Below are 16,461 nucleotides of genomic sequence, written 5' to 3'. Positions count from 1 at the left end.
AACGCTGCCACGCGGGACCCCGCGCACCAAGGGTTGGTTGTGCACCATTGACCGCGACCGGGGACGACGTCAGAGTGAGTCCGATCACGCGGCCGGTCCACCACGTCGCCGGCGGTGACCAACGGGAGGGGAACCCCATGGCCGAGCAGTCCCTGTACGAGCGTCTGGGCGGCGTCTACGGCATCGCCGGCGCCGTCGACGTCCTGGTCGACCGGCTCTTCGCCAACGCCAAGGTCAACGCCAACGACAACGTGAAGGCGCACCACGGCGACCCCGCGAACGCGCCGGGCTACAAGTTCCTCGTGACCGCCTGGTCGATCGAGGCCGCGGGCGGGCCGAAGTGCTACTTCGGCGACGACATGGTCAAGGCCCACGACCACCTCGCCATCGACGAGCCGGGCTTCGACGCCGTGTCCATGGAGATCGCGGCGACCCTGAGCTACCTCGGTGTGCCGGACGCCGAGCACCGGGAGTTCATGGACATCATCGAGAGCTACCGCGGCCAGGTCGTCCAGGCGGCCTGACGCCCGGCGACGCGACCGCTCGTCGCTCTCCATGTCGATCTCGCGAGCGTGTCGTCAGCGCGCCCACGTCCCCGCGGCCTGGCTCTGCCGACGGCGCTACGAGACGGCCTCCGTGTCGAGCGCCCGCTCGCGCAGCACCGTCTTCTGCACCTTGCCGGTGGCGTTGCGCGGCAGCGCGTCGACGACGGTGAGGCGGCGGGGCCGCTTGTAGCGGGCGAGGTGCTCGCGGCAGTACTCGTCGACCGACTCGAGGGTCGGCGGGTCGTCCGGGTCGCGCGGCACCACCACGGCGAGCGGGGTCTCGCCCCACCGGTCGTCGGGGACGCCGATGAGGGCGACGTCGGCGATCTGCGGGTGCCCGGCGAGGACGTTCTCGACCTCGGCGCAGTAGATGTTCTCGCCGCCCGAGATGATCATGTCCTTCTTGCGGTCGACGACGTAGTAGTAGCCGTCGGCGTCCTGGCGGACGAGGTCCCCCGAGTGGAACCAGCCGCCCCGGAACGCCTCGGCGGTCTGCTCGGGCTTGTTCCAGTAGCCCGACATGACGAGCGGCCCGCGATAGACGATCTCGCCGACCTCCCCGGGCGCCACGTCGTGCATCTCGTCGTCGACGACCCGGACCTCGACGTTGATCATCGGGGTGCCCACCGACCCGATCTTGCGGACGGCGTCCTCGCCGCGCAGCGTCGTCGTCACCGGGCTGCACTCGGTCTGCCCGAACGACGTCACGATCTCGGCGTCGGGGAACGTCGCGATCATCGTGCGGAGCAGGGCCGTCGACGCCGGCGCCGCGCCCCACGACGCCTTGCGCAGGGCGGAGAGGTCGTAGTGGCCGGCCTCGGCCCGCGCGCAGAGCGCCGCCCACTGCGCGGGCACGAAGAAGCAGGCGGTGACGCGCTCGCGCTCGAGGACCGCGAGCGTCCCGTCGGGGTCGAAGCCACCCGACGGCGGGATGATCGTCGTGCCGCCGGCGAAGAGGCTCGGCAGGAAGCCCGCGAGGCCCGCGATGTGGAACAGCGGCGTGCCCGCCAGCCACACCCCCGGCCCCCCCGGCCCGCCGAGGTGCATCGTCGACGAGAAGGCGTGCAGGTAGAGGTTGCGGTGGGTGAGCATCGCGCCCTTGGGGGCGCCGGTGGTCCCCGACGTGTACATGATGAAGGCCGTGGCCTCGTCGGGGACCGGAAGCTCGCGGTAGGTCGGGTCGGCCGTCGCGAGGACCTGCTCGAGGTCGTCGCCGATCGTGATCACGCGGCGCACGCCCGGCGTGTCGGCCCGGGCGGCGCGTACGACGTCGACGGTCGCGGCGTCGGCCACGACGACGACCGCGCCCGAGTCGTGCAGCGTGTAGGCGACCTCGCCGGCGACGAGCCGGAAGTTCACCGGCACGCAGATGCCGCCCGCCCGCAGGACGGCGATGAACGCCTCGAGCAGCGCCACCGAGTTCAGCCCGATCACCGCGACGCGGTCGCCAGGGACGACGCCCTCGGCCGTCAGCGCGTTCGCCAGCCGCGTGATCCGGTCGTGCGACTGCCCGTAGGTGCGCCGCTCGCCCGTGCCGACGTCGACGAACACCTCCGCGTCCGGCGTGATCCGCGCCCAGCGGGCGAGGATGTCGCTGAGGGTCATCCCCCGGCCGGTGATCTGCCCGGACGTCATGTGGCCATCCTCACCACGTGGCCGCCGACCTGTCACGCTGTCGCCACGACGTCGCCGTCAGCGAATCGGGGCCCTGCCGTGACCGAGACGACCACCGCCGAGCACTACGAACGTGTGGCGGCCAGCTACAACGAGCACTGGACGTACGACCCGGACTACGTGCGCCGGTTCGCCGACGCCATGGTCGACGCCCTGCGCCTGGGCAGCTCCGACGTCATCGCCGACGTCGGTTGTGGCACGGGGCTCTACACGCGGCGCCTGGCCGCGCGCGTGGAGCCGGCGCATCCGGTGCTGTGCGTCGACCCCGTGCCGGCGATGCTCGAGCAGCTCCCGAGCTCGCCGGCGCTGCGGCCGCTGCAGGCCAGCGCCGAGGACCTGGTCTCGGGTGCGGTCCCGCTGCCCGACGGCACGCGGCCGGACGCGATCCTGCTCAAGGAGTCGGTCCACCACATGGCCGACCGCGCGGCGACGCTGACCGGCCTGGCCGGGCTGTTGTCGCGGCACGGGCGGGTGCTCGTGGTGATGCTGCCGCCGGCGATCGGGCACCCCCTGTTCCGGGCCGCGCACGAGCGCTTCCGCGAGCTGCAGCCCGAGCCCGCCGAGATCGAGGGGATCCTCGCCGCCGCCGGGCTGCGCGCGTCGATCAGCTACCGGACGTTCCACGCCGCGATCGACCGCGAGCGCTACGTCCGGATGCTCGAGGCGCGGTACATGTCGGTGCTCTCGGACTTCTCCTCCGAGGAGCTCGCGGAGGGCGTCGCGCAGTTCCGCCACGCCTACCGCGACACCCCGGTGCTGCGCTTCGAGGACCGCTTCGCCTTCGTGGCGGGGTGGGTCCGTCCGGGCTGAGGTCTCGCGCCGAGGGCCTGCGCGACGGTAGGAACGAGCGCGTGAGCCGGATCAACGACGTCGGCGGCATGATCGGCTTCCCCGCGATCGTGGAGGAGGCCGACGAGCCGCCGTTCCACGCCGACTGGGAGGCGCACGTCGTCGCGCTCAACGCCGCGATGGTGCGCCGCGGCGTCTACAACCTCGACGAGTTCCGCGACGCGCTCGAGCGCATCCCGCCGCCGGAGTACCTGGCGGCGTCGTACTACGAGAAGTGGTTCCTCGCGATCACGACGCTGCTCGCCGAGAAGGGCGTCGCGACACCGGAGGAGCTGGCCGGTGGCTGACCGTTTCGCGGCCGGCGACCGCGTCCGCACCCGCACCGTCGACCCGCCCGGGCACACCCGGCTGCCCCGGTACGCGCGCGGGGTGCGCGGCGAGGTGGTGAGCACGGCCGGGCACCACCCGCTCGCCGACGAGCGGGCCCGCGGTCTGACGTCGTCGCCGCGCGCGGTCTACCACGTGCGGTTCGCGGCGAGCGACCTCTTCGGCGAGGGCGACCACACCGTCGTCGTCGAGCTGTGGGAGGACTACCTCGAGCCGGAGGGCGGCCGATGAGCACGACACACGACCATCCCCACGACTCAGCACCCGTCGCCGCCCGCGTGCGGCACGTCGAGGCGCTGCTCGAGGCGCGCGGTCACCTCGACCCGGGCGAGATCGACCGGCGGATCGACGAGTTCGCCGCCGGCGGCTCGCCCGCGCACGGGGCGGCGATCGTCGCGCGGGCCTGGGTCGACCCGAACTTCCGGGAGCGGCTGCTCGCCGACGGCAACGCCGCCATCGCCGAGCTCGGCTACTCGATGGGCAGCGCGCTGCAGGACCAGAAGCTGACGGTGATGGCCAACGGCGGCGACGAGCACCACGTCGTCGTCTGCACGCTGTGCTCCTGCTACCCGATCGCGCTGCTCGGGCCCTCGCCCGGCTGGTACAAGAGCGAGGCCTACCGCTCGCGGGTGGTGCGCGACCCGCGCGGCGTGCTGCGGGAGTTCGGGCTCGAACTGCCGGGGTCGACGCGGATCACGGTCTGGGACGCGAGTGCCGAGTCGCGCTACATGGTGCTGCCCCGCCGGCCCGCGGGCACCGAGGAGATGGGGGAGCGGGAGCTCGCCGGGCTGGTGACGCGCAAGGGCCTGATCGGGACCGCCCTCGTCTGAGGTCCGGTGTGACCGATGTCGGCGCCCGTGGGCGGTGCGTTCGGTTAGCGTTGCCAACGATGACGGAGCAGTCGGCGCTGAGGGTCGGGACGGGTGCCGTCGCGATCACGACGGCGACGGTGCTGCCGGTGTTCCTGCTGGGCGCGCTGTCGGTGCAGATCGGCGACGAGCTCGGGTTCGACCCCGCGGCGCTGGGCGTCGTCGTGTCCGCGTACTTCGGGGTGTCGGCGCTGGTGTCGCTCCCGGTCGGCAAGCTCGTCGAACGGCTCGGGTCGCGGCGGACCAGCCGGATCGCGCTGGTCGGCGCCGCGATCGCGATGCTGCTGACCGCCGGTCTCGCCCGCAGCTTCGGCGCCGTCGTCGCGATCGTGCTGATCGGCGCGTGGACCAACGTCATGGGCCAGCTCAGTACCAACCTCACCCTCGCCCGCGCGATGCCGCGCGCCCGGCTCGGCCTGTCGTTCGGCGTCAAGCAGGCGTGCGTGCCGCTCGCGACGCTGCTCGCCGGGCTGGCCGTCCCCGCGGTCGGGCTGACGGTCGGGTGGCGGTGGGCCTACGTCATCGCGGCCGGCTTCGCGCTGCTCGGGCTGGTCCTGGCGCCCCGCGGCGCCGACCCGGAGGAGCGCTCGGGCGACCGCACCGCCGACCGCGCGACGGTCGCCCTCGCCGTCATCGGCGGCGCGGCGGGTCTCGGCGCGGCCAGCTCGACGGGGCTGAGCATCTTCCTCGTGGCCTCCGCCGTCGACGGGGGCGTCGCGCCCGGCCTCGCGGGCCTCGTGCTCACGCTCGGCAGCGTCGTCGCCGTGGTCATGCGGATGGTGCATGGCTGGCTCGCCGACCGGCGCGCGGGCGGCCACATCACCGTCGTCGCCGCGTGCCTGCTGCTCGGCGCGGCCGGGGTGGTGCTGCTGGCCCTGCCGGGGTCGGTCGCGCTGATCGTCGGGACGGTCCTCGGGTTCGGGCTGGGGTGGTCGTGGCCGGGGCTGCTGCAGTTCGCGGTGGTCCGGCTCAACCCGACCGCCCCCGCCGCCGCGACCGCCGTGGTGCAGGTCGGCGTATACGCGGGCGGCTGCCTCGGACCGGTCGGCTTCGGGCTGCTCGCCACCCACCTCTCGTTCGCGGCGGCGTGGGTCGTGGCCGCGGTGGCGATGCTCGCCGCCGGCGCCGGGGTGCTCGTGGGGCGGCGGATGCTCCTGCGCCACCGCGCGGCAGCCGCCTCCCGCCGCGAGGTGGCGGCGGCCTCCTAGCGCCCGCCCCTCGAAGATCAGCAGTGCGAAAAGCACCTCCGGACGGCCTCGAGAGGTGCCTTTCGTAGTGGTGATCTCGGGTTGGGGCGTCAGGGGCGGGCGGTGCCGTGCACCCGGGCCGCGCGGCGGGCGTAGACCCGCGGCGCGAGGCGCGGCACGAGCGTGCGGACGGGGGCCGGGGCCTCGGCGAGCATGGTGGCGAGGACCTCGGGGTCGCCCTCGTAGGCGAACATCCCGAACACCAGGAGCATCGCGCTCTTCGGCACCGACGCCGCGCCGGCCTCGCCGACCGCGCGCCACTGCGCCTCGGTGAGGTGGGCGGCCGCGAGGGGAAGCAGGGTCCGCTCCTCGGTGTCGAGGTGCTCGGCCAGCAGCAGGTGCAGCTCCCGCAGCGCCTCGACCAGCGCGTCGCGGGCGCCGGCGTCGACGCTCTCCACCCATGCGCGGCGGGCGGCGGTCACGGCACCGAGGGCCCGGTCGAGCCCCTCGTGCTGGGCCTCGGCCTCGGCCAGCAGGGCGGCGGCGCGGGCCGGGGCCTGCTCGCGCAGCGGCGGCCAGAGCAGCGCGTCCTCGCCGGCGTGGTGGTGGTGCAGGAGGTCGCAGAGCAGGGCGAGGTGACGGTCGACGCGGGCGGCGGGGCGTCGGGCCCCCACCGGCACCCGTGAGACGGCGGCCGGGGCGAGGCGGAACTCGCGCAGCAGGGCGGTGTGCACGACGACCATGTCGCGGACGTCGACCAGCGGGCCGCCCGGCTCGGGACGGACCCAGCGGGCCTGGGTGTGGTCCCACCAGCAGCGGGCGGTGTCGGTGGTGTCGGCGATGGACGCAGCGTTGTTCATGACGCCGAGCGTGCTGGGCCGTGCGGGTCGCTCACATCCCAAGAACCTGGGGATTGTCACGCTGGGTATTCCATCTCGGCCGGGCGACGCTCACGATGAGCGCATGGCATCCCCGCAGCGCGCCCTGGCCGACCGGCTCGGGGCCGCGATGGGCGCGGCGTCCGATCTGCCGTCGCTCGCGCAGGCGGTCTACCGCACGGTGGCCCGTCACGTTCCCTACGACTTCGCCTGCTTCGCGACCACCGACCCGGCGACCGGCCTGGTCACCTGGGCGTCCAAGACCCGGGACCTCGGCGTCGGCGACGAGGAGTGGGCCGCTCTCGAGTACGGGGCGCCGGACGTCAACTCCTTCGCCGAGATCGCCGGGCGCCGGCCGCCGGTCGGCGTGCTGTCGATCGACACCGGCGGCCGGCCGGAGACCTGCCGACGCCACCGGGAGTTCCTCGCGCCCCGCTTCGGCTTCACCGACGAGCTGCGCGTGGTCTTCCTCGGGCGCGGTGCCGCGTGGGCGGCGATGTCCCTCTCCCGCGGCTCGGGGGAGCCGCCCTTCACCCGGCTCGAGGCCGACGCGCTCGGCGGCGTGAGCGAGCCGGTGGCCGAGGCGGTGCAGCGGCTCCTGTTCGGCGTCGCGAGCACGCCGGCACCCGACGCCGAGGGCCCGGCCGTCCTCATCATCGACGCCGCCGACCGCGTCACGCACCTGACGCCGGCGGCGCGCACGACGGTCGACGAGCTCGGGGGATGGGACCACGGCTCGCTGCCCGCGAACGTGCTCGCCGTCGTCGCCACCACCCGGGCCTCCGGCGAGCACACCGAGACGCGGGTCCAGACCGGAGCGGGCCGCTGGCTCAGCCTGCGGGCCGCCCCGCTCGCGGGCCCGCCGGGTCACCGGGACGTCGTCGTCACCGTCGAGCCGACCTCGCGGGCGGCGCTGAGCCGGCTCGCGCTCGCCGCCCACGGGCTGACCGCGCGCGAGGAGGACGTCGCCCTGCTCGTGCTCCAGGGGGCGAGCACGCGGACCATCGCGGCGTCGCTGCACCTGTCCCCGCACACGGTGCAGGACCACCTCAAGGTCGTCTTCACCAAGCTCGGCGTCAGCAGCCGGCGGGAGATGACCGCGCGGCTCGTGCTCGCCTGACCCGGCGCGCCGTACGTTGTACGGTGCAGAAGTGCACCACGGCTTCGCCGACACCCGCCACGGCCAGGTCCACCTCGTCGAGGAGGGCGCGGGCGCCCCGGTGCTGCTCCTGCACCAGACCCCGCGCTCGGTCGACGAGTACCGCGACGTCCTCCCGCTGCTCGGGCGCCGCGTCCGCGCGATCGCGCTGGACACCCTCGGGTACGGGCTGTCCGCCAAGCCATCGGGGGAGTGGAGCATCGAACTGTTCGCCGACGGCGTGGTCGACGTGTGCGACGCGCTGCGCCTCGACCGCGTCACGGTCGTCGGCCACCACACCGGGGCGGTGGTGGCCACCGAGGTCGCGGCGTCGGTGCCGGACCGCGTCGAAGCGCTCGTGCTCTCCGGCATGCCCTACGTCGACGCGCGACGCCGGCACCAGGTGGCGACGGGACGCCCGCCGATCGACGCCGTGACCCGCGCGGGCGACGGCTCGCACCTGCGCGCGCTGTGGGAGAACCGGGCCCCGTACTACCCCGCCGACCGCCCCGATCTGCTCGAACGCCTCGTCCGCGACGCCCTCGCCGTGATCGACCGCGTCGAGGAGGGCCACGAGGCGGTCAACCGCTACCGCATGGAGGACCGGATCGGGCGCGTCACGGCCCGGACCCTGGTGCTCTGCGGCGAGCTCGACACGTTCTCGCTGCCGGACGTGGAGAAGATCGTCGCGGCGATCCCCGGCGCCGTGGCGGAGATCCTGCCCGGCACCGGCGTCCCGTCGGTGGACCACCGCCCCGACCTCGTGGCCGACGCCGTCCTGCGCTTCCTCGAGGCCGCGCCCGCGACGTGAGCCTCAGGCCGCGCCGCTCTCCCCGCCCGCGGTGACGAGGGTGGGGGCCGGGGTGCGGACCGCCGGCTCGTCGAGTCCGGGCAGGTCGAGGCTGCGCCGCAGCTCGGCCATCTGCGTGGTCACCCGGCGGCGGTGCTCCTCGAGCTCCGTCGCCGATGCCGTCGCCTCGTCCAGCCGTGCCGCCGCCTCCTGCTCGACGGACCGCGCCCGCTCCTCGGCGCGACGGCGCCGGTCCTCGGCGTCGGCCAGGGCCGCGTCGGACTCGGCGCGGCGCGTCGCGAGGGCGGTGTCGAGGTCCTCCTCGAGACGCCGCCGGCGGGTGTCGGCGTCCTCGTCGCGGCGGGCCCGCTCGGCCGCGGCCTCGGCGCCCAGCCGCTCGACCTCCGCCCGCGTGCGCTCCACCAGCTCCCGCTGCTCGGCCTCGAGCTCCTCGCCGTGGCGGCGCAGCTCGTCGCGCGCGGACTCGGCGTCGCGGCGCAGCGCCCGCGCCTGGGACTCCGCGCCCGCGACGATCGCCGTCGCCTCCTCGGCCGCGTCGGCGAGGCGCGCGCGGCTGCGCTGCTCGGCGTCGGCGGTGATCCCGTCGGCGCGGGCCACGGCGTCGTCGACGGTCCGGCGGGCGCGCTGCCGCGCGTCCTCGGTGATCGCGCGGGCGTCCGCCGCCGCCTCGTCCCGGATCTGGACGGCCTCCTCCTGGGCGAGGCGCAGCAGGTTCGCCAGCCGGGTCGAGAGCCCCTCGAGCGAGAGCGGGGCGTTCGTGAGCCGGTCGACCTCGGCCTGCAGCGTGCGCACCTCGGCGCGCGCCTGCTCCTCGGCGCGGACCATGGCGTCGCGGTCGGTGGTCATGATCTGCAGGTCGGCCTGGGCGTGGTCGAGCGCCTCCTCGACCTGGGCGCGGTCGTAGCCGCGTTTGACGACGTCGAAGCCGGACCCCCACCAGGGGGTGCGACGGGCTGCGTCGCCGGACCCCCCGTCGCTCGTGCTCGTCCCGGTGGCTCCTGCGTCCTGCCGCTGCACGCTTCCTCCCCACGGTGCGCCCGGTCGCTCCCGATCCCGAGCCTTCTCCGCGCCATGGTGGCGGGGTAGAGCCGATCGGCACCCGCACGGTCACGATCGGGCTACGCTCCGCGATCACGACCGCCCGAACGGGACGGACGGGTGGGTCCCACGCGCGCCCGCCCGCCACCTCGCGCAGGATCGCGGCCATGAGCACCCCCGTGACCGGCCCCGTGAGTGTCGACGTGGACGACGCCGGCCTGGCCGTGCTGACCATCGACCACCCGCCCCTGAACCTCTACGACCAGGCGCTGCACGAGGGCCTGCGCGACGCCGTCGGCGAGCTGGAGCGGGCCCGGCCGCGGGCGGCGCTGCTGCGCGCCGAGGGCAAGGTCGTCAGCGGCGGGGTGGACGTCAAGCAGGTCTTCCACCCGATGTCGCAGTCCGGGGACGCCGAGGCGGGCACGCGCTACTTCGCCGAGCTCATCGACCTCGGCCGGCGCCTGCACCACCTGCCGTTCCCGACGGTGTTCGCCGCGCACGGGCTGACGCTGACCTGGGCGTTCGAGGTGGCGCTGGCCTGCGACCTGCTCGTCGCCACGCCCGCCGCGTCGTTCGGGCTGATCGAGGCCACCGTGGGCCTGACGCCGGCGATGGGCGGCACGCAGCGGCTCGCGGCCCGGGCCGGGGTCGGCCGGGCGAAGCTGTTCGTCATGACGGCCGGGCGGTTCGGCGCCGAGGAGCTGGAGCGCTGGGGCGTCGTGGACCGGCTGCTGCCCGAGGACGGCTTCGACGACGCCGCCCGGCAGCTCGCCGCCTCGCTGGCCGCCGGACCCACCCGCGCCCACGCCGCGACGAAGGAGATCCTGCGCCGCTTCACCGAGGACGGCCTCGAGGCGGCCAACGACGTCACCCCGCAGGTGGCCGGCGAGCTCTTCGCCACCGCGGACCTGCAGGGGGCGATGGCGTCTTTCGTCGATCAGGGCCACGGGAAGGCGACGTTCCGGGGCGAGTGAGGGCTACTCGTCGACCCGCATGCGCCAGGCGTCGGTGACGAGCTCGGCCAGCCGGGGCACGTCCACGGGCTCCAGCAGCAGCAGCACCAGCGGGAGCCCCTCGTACGAGGGCGGGGAGAAGAACAGGTCCGGCTCGCCCCGCAGCAGGGCCTGCCGCTCGGCCTCGTCGCCGACGTAGAGGACGGCGACGTCGGTGCGCAGGACGCGGCGCCCGCTGCTGCGGTCCGGGTAGGACCAGACGAACCCGCGGCCGCGCACGCGGAAGTCGAAGCCGTCGCAGTCGATCTCCTCGACGCCCTCGAGGCCGAGTGCGAGCCGGCGGACGTCGTGCACGTCGGCCATGCCCGATTTCTCTCACGACGGCGCCCGGCGTGCCAGGGTCGGCCGGGTGACCGCCGACGCCCGCGAGCTCCTCCCCGCCGCCATCGACCGGTTCGGCACGCGCGTCCACGCGGTCGGCGACGACCGGTGGGCCGCGCCGACGCCGTGCGCCTCGTGGTCGGTCGCCGACCTCGTCGGGCACCTGTGCTTCGAGCACCTGTGGGCCCCGCACGAGCTGGCCGGGACGTCGATGGAGCAGGTCGGCGACCGCTACGAGGGCGACCTGCTCCACGACGACCCCGCGGGCGCCTGGGACCGCGCCGCCGCCCGCTCCCGCCCCCGCTGGACCGCCGTCGCCGAGCACGCGCCGCGGGTGCACACGATCTTCGGCTGGATCCCGGTCGCCGAGTACGCGGAGCAGATGCTGCTGGACCTCACGGTCCACGAGTGGGACCTCGCCCGCGGCGCGGGCCTCGACGAGCGGGTCGACCCGGACGCGGTCGGGCGCGCGCTGGCCTACCTGGACGCCGACCCGGTCATGCTCACCGGGCCGGGGCTCTTCGCCGACCCGGTGCCGGCGCGCAGCGACGGCCCGCAGGACAGGCTGCTCGCGCGCCTCGGCCGACGGGTTCGATGAGCGTCGGTCCGACGGGCCGCGGCCGTGCCCCGAGCGTGCCGGATCCGTCACCCGGGTACGTCCGGCCCCATGACCGACAACACCGGCGCCACCCCCGGGGTCGACCCGGCGTCGCTCGGGGAGGACCCGCTGCTCCACGAGCTGGAGCACCTGCACGGCACCCGCAACGTCACCTTCCGCCACGGCAGCGACGACGCCCTGGCGGCCCACGACCGCCGCACCCGCGAGCTCGAGGCGGAGTACCTGCGGCGCCACCCGCAGCGCGAGGTCGACCCGGCGCGCACCCGGACGGGCGCCCGCCACGAGGGGTGACCCGTCAGGTCCGCCCGGTCCGGTACGGGGTGACCTGCTCGCCGTCGACGAGCAGGTCGCTCTGCACGTGGAACTGGTCGACGTAGTCGACGACGACCGTCACCGGCCGGCCGGCGACCTCGAGGTCGAACCGCTGCGCCGAGAGGAACAGCCGGCCCCGGGCGGCGACCTCGCCGTCGCGCAGCACCTCGAGCCTTCCGGTGAACCACCGGAACCGGACCTCGATCTCGTGCCCGACCCCGTCGACCTCGAGGCGCCAGGCGCGGTTCCCCCTGCTCACGGTGCCCCTGTGCCCCCGCCGGGGGACGATCAACCCGTGACCTCGCGGTGGCGTGTGATCGGGCCCGTCGTGCGCGGCCGGGTGCTGTTCGCGGTGCCGACGCGCGCGCCGCACTACGCCCTGACGGTCGACGACGGCCCCGACCCGGCGACGACACCCGGCCTGCTCGACGCGCTGCGCCGCCACGGAGCCCACGCCACCTTCTTCGTGCTCGGCGAGCGGGTGCGCCGTCACCCCGACCTGGCGGCCCGGATCGTGGCCGAGGGCCACGAGCTGGGCAACCACACCTGGCGCGACGAGCCGACGTGGAGCCTCGCCCCCGACGCGTTCCGGGAGCGGCTGCGCGCGGCGCAGGAGGAACTCACCGTCCACGGGTCGGTGCGCTGGTTCCGGCCGGGGTCGGGCTGGCCGACGCCGGATCACCTCGCGATCGCCCGGGCCGAGGGCCTGCGGTGCGCGCTGGGCAGCGCCGTCGCGATCGCCGGCGCCGGTGCGGGGACGGCGGGCAGCGGGCGGTGGCTCGCCGCGGTGGTGCACCGGGGCGCGGTCGTCGTGCTGCACGAGGGCCCGCAGCGGGCCCGCGTGCCGGCGACCGTCGACGACCTGCTCGCCCGCACCGCCCGCCGCGGGCTGACGGCCGTCACGCTCACGGAGCTGGCCGGCACGGGGTGACGGTCAGGTCGCCGGGGCCGTCCGGGGCGCCGGCGCCCCGACCGGCGGGGCGGTGGCCTGGTCGGGCTCGGTCCCGGGCTCGGTGTCGGGCGAGGCGCCCGTCTCCGCCGACGCGCCCGGCGCGGGGGCGGCGCCCTTGCCGGACGGGCCGGCGGCGCCGATGAGCGCGTCGACCCAGCGGGCGCTCGGGTCGCAGTCGACCAGCACGGCCTTGATGAGCAGGGTGGCGGGGATCGCGAGCAGGGCGCCGAGCGGGCCGAGGACCCAGGCCCAGAAGAGCAGGGCGACGAACGTGATGGTCGTCGAGAGCCCGACGGCGTCGCCGGTGAAGTGCGGCTGGATGAGCGACTGCACGATCGCGTTGAGGACGCAGTAGACGATCACCACCGCGAGGCCGAGCTTCCACCCGCCGACGAGCAGCCCGACGAGCGCGGGCGGGATGACCCCGATGATGAAGCCGATGTTCGGGATGAAGTTGGTGATGAACGAGAGCAGCCCCCAGAGCACCACGAGGGGGATGCCCATGATCGCCAGCGCGACCGAGTCCAGGACGGCCACGATCAGCCCGAAGATCGCGGTGACCACCAGGTACCGCCGGGTGCCGTGCGCGAAGCTCAGCATCGCCTCGACCATGTGCGGCCGGTCGGCCCCGATGGCCTCGAGGCGCCGGCTCGCGCCGCCCGCCTCGGCGATGAGGAACAGCAGCAGCGCGAGGATGAACACCAGGCTGGTCAGCGCCCCGCTGATGCTGGAGAGCAGACCCGCGACCGCGTTGGCGATCTTGCCGATGTCGGCCGAGGACGCCGTCTGCTCGGCGTGGGCGGGATCGAAACCGACCTTGTTGAGCAGGGCGGTCAGCGAGTTCGTGATGCCCTGGATGCGACCGGAGTACTGCGGCACCAGCGCCACGAGCTGCCCGACGGAGGCGATCATCAGCACGACGAGGCCGACCACCGCCGCGAACACCACCAGCACCAGGGTGAGCACCGTCAGCCACCCCGGCCAGCCGAGCCGCCGCAGCCAGGACTGGAGCGGGGCGATGGCGATGACGATCACCAGCGCCAGCAGGATCGGCGCGATCAGCCACGCCCCGACCTGCAGCCCGGCGATCGTGACGACGATGGCGGCGGCCCCGAGCAGCAGCATGAGCGCGCGGGGGATGCCCGCCGTGTTCGGGGGCGGGGGCGTCCCGGCCGCCGGCGCGGGCTCGGGCGTGGCGGAGGGGGTCGACATGCCCCCGAACGGTAGGAACACGATCGCCGGGACGGCTCACCCGCGCGGGGTGAGCACCCGGTGCGGCGCACTGCCTAGCGTCGCCGGGGCGTCCGCCCACGCCCCCGGGAGGCACCGTGACCGCTGCCCCGCCCGACCCCGCGGGGTGGCGCGACCGGCTGCGGGATACGCGCACGCGCTACGAGGCGACGCATCTCGGGCACCTGCAGCGGCGGATCGTCGACGTGCAGCTGACCAAGCAGGCGCTGATCCTGGCCGCCCTCGCCTTCATGCTGCTCGTGCCGGCGATGATCACGCTCGCGGCGGTCGTGCCCCTGGGCGGGTCGGGCGGCGCGGTGACCGGTCTGGTGCGCCGGATCGGCCTGACACCCGAGGCGACCCACGACCTCCAACAGCTCCTGCCCACCGACACGTCGGTCTCGGCGACGACGACGGGCCTCGGCGTCGTCCTGACCGTGGTCCTCACGGTGCGCTGGCCGCTCGCGCTCCAGCACGGCTACGAGCTCGTGTGGGGCGTGCCCTCCGGCGGTGTGCGTGCCCTCTGGCGCCCGCTCGCCTGGCTCGCGGGGTTCCTCGCGATCGCCGCGGCCGCGGCGCTGGTCGACCCCGTCCTCGACGGGGTGGCGTGGCTCGTGGCGATCCTGGTGATCGGCCTGCCGGTCACGATCGTGTGGGCCTGGTGGACGCAGTACCTGCTGCTCGCCGGGCGGGTCCCCTGGACGCGGTTGCTGCCCGGTGCGGTGCTGATCGGCCTCGGTCTGGTGGGGCTCCGGCTCGCGGCCACGGTCGTGCTCTCGCCGGGCATCACGTCGCACTTCCGCGAGTACGGCCCGCTCGGGATCGTCTTCGTGATGCTCTCGTGGTTCGTCGCCTTCGGCGTCGTGATGCTCGGGGGCGCCCTGGTCGGCCACTTCGTGGCCGTGGGTCCAGTACGGCGGCGACGCGCGCCCGCCGTCGCGTCACCCGGCGGGGATGAGGCCGCCGCCGCCGGTCCCGGCGAGAGTCCGGACGAGCCCGCCGCACCGGCGCGTGGCACCCGAGGAGGATGACCGATGGCGACCCTGACGGCATGGAAGTTCCCGACCCCGGAGGGCGCCGACCAGGCCCTCGCGACGCTCGAGCGGCTCCAGAAGGAGGAGCTGATCCAGGTGCTGGACGCGGCGGTGGTCACCTGGCCCGCCGACCGCAAGCGGCCGAAGACCCGCCAGCTGCACAGCCTCGCGGGCGGCGGTGCCCTCGGCGGCAGCTTCTGGGGCCTGCTGTTCGGGCTGATCTTCTTCGTCCCGCTCCTGGGCCTGGTCGTCGGTGCCGCCGCCGGCGCGCTCGCCGGGTCGCTGTCCGACGTCGGCATCGACGACGACTTCATCAACGACGTGCGCACCAAGGTCACGCCGGGCACCTCGGCGCTGTTCGGCCTGACCCAGAACGCCGTGCAGGATCGGGTCGTCGACGCGTTCCGCGGCAGCGGCGCCGAGCTCCTGCACACCAACCTCTCCGCCGACCAGGAGGAGCGCCTGCGCGAGGCTTTCGCCGACGTCGAGGAGGACGCGCCGGCGCGGGCGTAGGACCGGCCGCACCCCCCACGCACGAGGACCCGCCGGGCGCTCCCCGGCGGGTCCTCGCGCGTGTGCCCCGTGCTCGATGTGCCGTGGGTGCTCAGTCCTGGTCGGGCTCCGGCACCTGCCGCAGCGACACCAGCTCGAGGCCGAGGGACTGGATGCGCTCGAGCACGCCGTGGACGTCGTCCTCGTCGCTCGACCAGCCCCGCAGCACGGTCTCCGCGGGGACCTCCTCGACCGCGAGCCCGGGGAAGGCCGCCCGCGCGCGGTCGGACAAGCGGCCGCTGACCCGGATCTCGAAGCGTCCCGCCACGGCCGCCTCCTCGCGCCGGGCGGCTCCGGCGGCCGCCGTCGGAGGCGATCATCGCGCCGCGACGGCCGGGGTTCCTCATCCCGGGCAGGTGAACGGGAGGGGACGGGGCTCAGACGAGCAGGCCCCGCTCCTGGGCCTGCGCCACCGCGCCCCGCCGGGTGGACACCCCGAGCTTCGCGTAGATCGACCGGATCTGGGTCTTGACGGTGTTCACCGAGACGACGAGCTCCTCGGCCATCGTCGGGGCGTCGAGCAGGGAGGGGAGCAGGGCGAGGACCACCAGCTCCCGCTCCGAGAGCGGTGGCGCCGCCTCGGCGGCGACCGCCGCGGCCGCCGCGGCGACCCGCCCGGCGAAGTCCCGCGTGACGGGCCGCTCGGCCAGCAGCGCGCGGGTGCGTGGCCCGGCGAGCGCCGCGGGGCGCACCAGGTCATGGGCGCGGCCGGCGGCGAGGGCGGCGTCGAGCGCCGCCTGCCCCCGCGCGGTGTCCCCGGCCCGCAGCGCCGCCTCCGACGCGACGAGGTGGGCCTCGACGACCAGGGTGGCCGGTGGGCGGGCGCGGCGGTGCAGCGGCGCGATCGCGGCGCGGGCGGCCTCCCAGCGGCCGGTCGCCGCCTCGGTCCGGGCCCGCAGGAGCAGGGTCTCGGGGGCCTCGGGTGCTCCGGGGTCGCCGTCGGCACGGTCGGTGCGGGCCGCGAGCCACGCCGCGACGTCCCCGGCGGCGCGGAGGTTGCCCAGCAGCAGCGCCTCGCGGTGCTCGAGCAGCGCGAGCGCCGCGGCGAGCGGGGCCTCCAGGTGCGCGACGCCGAGCGCGCCGCGCGCCCTGCGGGCCTCGGCGAGCCCGGC

The 16,461-nt window shown here is 75.3% G+C and carries 22 protein-coding genes; 14 read left to right on the top strand and 8 right to left on the bottom strand.

The genetic code is table 11. From position 1 onward, the window contains the following. Positions 1-137 precede the first annotated feature (137 nt). The gene (locus ABD994_RS11925; protein ID WP_345414451.1) at positions 138-524 is read left to right on the top strand and encodes a group I truncated hemoglobin; all 387 of its coding nucleotides are present in this window, start codon (positions 138-140) and stop codon (positions 522-524) included. Between the two features lie 96 nt (positions 525-620). Here the strand turns inward: ABD994_RS11925 and ABD994_RS11920 are convergent, their stop codons facing one another. Next, positions 621-2,180, bottom strand: a complete 1,560-nt coding sequence (locus tag ABD994_RS11920; protein ID WP_345414449.1) for a long-chain-fatty-acid--CoA ligase — start codon at positions 2,178-2,180, stop codon at positions 621-623. A gap of 78 nt (positions 2,181-2,258) precedes the next feature. Here ABD994_RS11920 and ABD994_RS11915 point away from each other — a divergent pair, with 78 nt between their 5' ends. From ABD994_RS11915 to ABD994_RS11895, 5 genes are read left to right on the top strand one after another with little or no spacing between them, the layout of a single operon-like run. Continuing rightward, positions 2,259-3,029, top strand: coding sequence for a class I SAM-dependent methyltransferase (locus ABD994_RS11915; protein WP_345414447.1), 771 nt, complete (start codon positions 2,259-2,261; stop codon positions 3,027-3,029). A 41-nt stretch (positions 3,030-3,070) separates the two neighbouring features. After that, positions 3,071-3,355, top strand: a complete 285-nt coding sequence (locus tag ABD994_RS11910) for a hypothetical protein (protein WP_345414445.1) — start codon at positions 3,071-3,073, stop codon at positions 3,353-3,355. Beyond that, complete coding sequence (locus ABD994_RS11905; protein ID WP_345414444.1) at positions 3,348-3,626, top strand: SH3-like domain-containing protein; 279 nt, start codon at positions 3,348-3,350, stop codon at positions 3,624-3,626. Before ABD994_RS11910 ends, ABD994_RS11905 begins: the two co-directional genes overlap by 8 nt. Continuing rightward, positions 3,623-4,225: a nitrile hydratase subunit alpha gene (locus ABD994_RS11900; protein ID WP_345414443.1), complete on the top strand. Its 603-nt coding sequence runs from the start codon at positions 3,623-3,625 to the stop codon at positions 4,223-4,225. The genes ABD994_RS11905 and ABD994_RS11900 overlap by 4 nt, the downstream gene beginning before the upstream one ends. A 59-nt stretch (positions 4,226-4,284) precedes the next feature. Beyond that, entirely contained in the window at positions 4,285-5,472 is a 1,188-nt protein-coding gene (locus tag ABD994_RS11895; protein ID WP_345414442.1) for an MFS transporter, read from the top strand. 89 nt (positions 5,473-5,561) lie between these two features. Here the strand turns inward: ABD994_RS11895 and ABD994_RS11890 are convergent, their stop codons facing one another. Next, positions 5,562-6,311: a hemerythrin domain-containing protein gene (locus tag ABD994_RS11890; protein ID WP_345414441.1), complete on the bottom strand. Its 750-nt coding sequence runs from the start codon at positions 6,309-6,311 to the stop codon at positions 5,562-5,564. A gap of 103 nt (positions 6,312-6,414) precedes the next feature. Between ABD994_RS11890 and ABD994_RS11885 the strand changes: the two genes are divergently transcribed. Continuing rightward, positions 6,415-7,449 (top strand): helix-turn-helix transcriptional regulator, encoded by a 1,035-nt coding sequence (locus ABD994_RS11885; protein WP_345414439.1) that lies wholly within the window; start codon positions 6,415-6,417, stop codon positions 7,447-7,449. A gap of 31 nt (positions 7,450-7,480) precedes the next feature. After that, on the top strand, positions 7,481-8,278 hold the full coding sequence (locus tag ABD994_RS11880) for an alpha/beta fold hydrolase (RefSeq protein WP_345414437.1): 798 nt from the start codon (positions 7,481-7,483) through the stop codon (positions 8,276-8,278). A gap of 3 nt (positions 8,279-8,281) precedes the next feature. On the opposite strand, the gene ABD994_RS11875 is transcribed toward ABD994_RS11880, so the two are convergent. Beyond that, positions 8,282-9,295: a DivIVA domain-containing protein gene (locus ABD994_RS11875; RefSeq protein ID WP_345414435.1), complete on the bottom strand. Its 1,014-nt coding sequence runs from the start codon at positions 9,293-9,295 to the stop codon at positions 8,282-8,284. A gap of 188 nt (positions 9,296-9,483) precedes the next feature. Between ABD994_RS11875 and ABD994_RS11870 the strand changes: the two genes are divergently transcribed. Continuing rightward, positions 9,484-10,290, top strand: coding sequence for an enoyl-CoA hydratase/isomerase family protein (locus ABD994_RS11870; protein ID WP_345414433.1), 807 nt, complete (start codon positions 9,484-9,486; stop codon positions 10,288-10,290). A gap of 3 nt (positions 10,291-10,293) precedes the next feature. On the opposite strand, the gene ABD994_RS11865 is transcribed toward ABD994_RS11870, so the two are convergent. After that, positions 10,294-10,632: an MmcQ/YjbR family DNA-binding protein gene (locus ABD994_RS11865; RefSeq protein WP_345414431.1), complete on the bottom strand. Its 339-nt coding sequence runs from the start codon at positions 10,630-10,632 to the stop codon at positions 10,294-10,296. A gap of 46 nt (positions 10,633-10,678) precedes the next feature. Between ABD994_RS11865 and ABD994_RS11860 the strand changes: the two genes are divergently transcribed. After that, positions 10,679-11,248 carry a TIGR03086 family metal-binding protein gene (locus tag ABD994_RS11860; RefSeq protein ID WP_345414429.1) on the top strand — a complete coding sequence of 190 codons (570 nt, stop codon included), beginning with the start codon at positions 10,679-10,681 and terminating at the stop codon, positions 11,246-11,248. 69 nt (positions 11,249-11,317) lie between these two features. Beyond that, entirely contained in the window at positions 11,318-11,560 is a 243-nt protein-coding gene (locus ABD994_RS11855; protein ID WP_345414427.1) for a DUF6158 family protein, read from the top strand. 4 nt (positions 11,561-11,564) lie between these two features. Here ABD994_RS11855 and ABD994_RS11850 read toward each other — a convergent pair whose 3' ends face one another. Beyond that, complete coding sequence (locus ABD994_RS11850; RefSeq protein ID WP_345414425.1) at positions 11,565-11,840, bottom strand: hypothetical protein; 276 nt, start codon at positions 11,838-11,840, stop codon at positions 11,565-11,567. A gap of 36 nt (positions 11,841-11,876) precedes the next feature. On the opposite strand from ABD994_RS11850, the gene ABD994_RS11845 reads away from it, so the two are divergent. Further along, positions 11,877-12,512: a polysaccharide deacetylase family protein gene (locus ABD994_RS11845; protein WP_345414423.1), complete on the top strand. Its 636-nt coding sequence runs from the start codon at positions 11,877-11,879 to the stop codon at positions 12,510-12,512. A gap of 3 nt (positions 12,513-12,515) precedes the next feature. Here ABD994_RS11845 and ABD994_RS11840 read toward each other — a convergent pair whose 3' ends face one another. Further along, positions 12,516-13,745 (bottom strand): AI-2E family transporter, encoded by a 1,230-nt coding sequence (locus ABD994_RS11840; protein ID WP_345414421.1) that lies wholly within the window; start codon positions 13,743-13,745, stop codon positions 12,516-12,518. A 116-nt stretch (positions 13,746-13,861) separates the two neighbouring features. On the opposite strand from ABD994_RS11840, the gene ABD994_RS11835 reads away from it, so the two are divergent. Further along, positions 13,862-14,794 (top strand): YhjD/YihY/BrkB family envelope integrity protein, encoded by a 933-nt coding sequence (locus tag ABD994_RS11835; RefSeq protein WP_345414418.1) that lies wholly within the window; start codon positions 13,862-13,864, stop codon positions 14,792-14,794. A 3-nt stretch (positions 14,795-14,797) separates the two neighbouring features. Next, complete coding sequence (locus ABD994_RS11830; RefSeq protein WP_345414416.1) at positions 14,798-15,310, top strand: DUF1269 domain-containing protein; 513 nt, start codon at positions 14,798-14,800, stop codon at positions 15,308-15,310. Positions 15,311-15,401: 91 nt separating this feature from the next. Here the strand turns inward: ABD994_RS11830 and ABD994_RS11825 are convergent, their stop codons facing one another. Together ABD994_RS11825 and ABD994_RS11820 are read right to left on the bottom strand one after the other, a co-directional pair. Further along, complete coding sequence (locus ABD994_RS11825) at positions 15,402-15,617, bottom strand: hypothetical protein (protein ID WP_345414414.1); 216 nt, start codon at positions 15,615-15,617, stop codon at positions 15,402-15,404. Positions 15,618-15,726: 109 nt separating this feature from the next. Then, positions 15,727-16,461: helix-turn-helix transcriptional regulator (locus ABD994_RS11820; protein WP_345414411.1), on the bottom strand; the 735-nt coding region annotated here is incomplete at its 5' end.

This window comes from Actinomycetospora chlora, assembly GCF_039542135.1.
Lineage (GTDB): Bacteria > Actinomycetota > Actinomycetes > Mycobacteriales > Pseudonocardiaceae > Actinomycetospora > Actinomycetospora chlora.
Note: the sequence above shows the minus strand (reverse complement) of the source record. Positions and strands in the feature narration are given on the sequence as shown.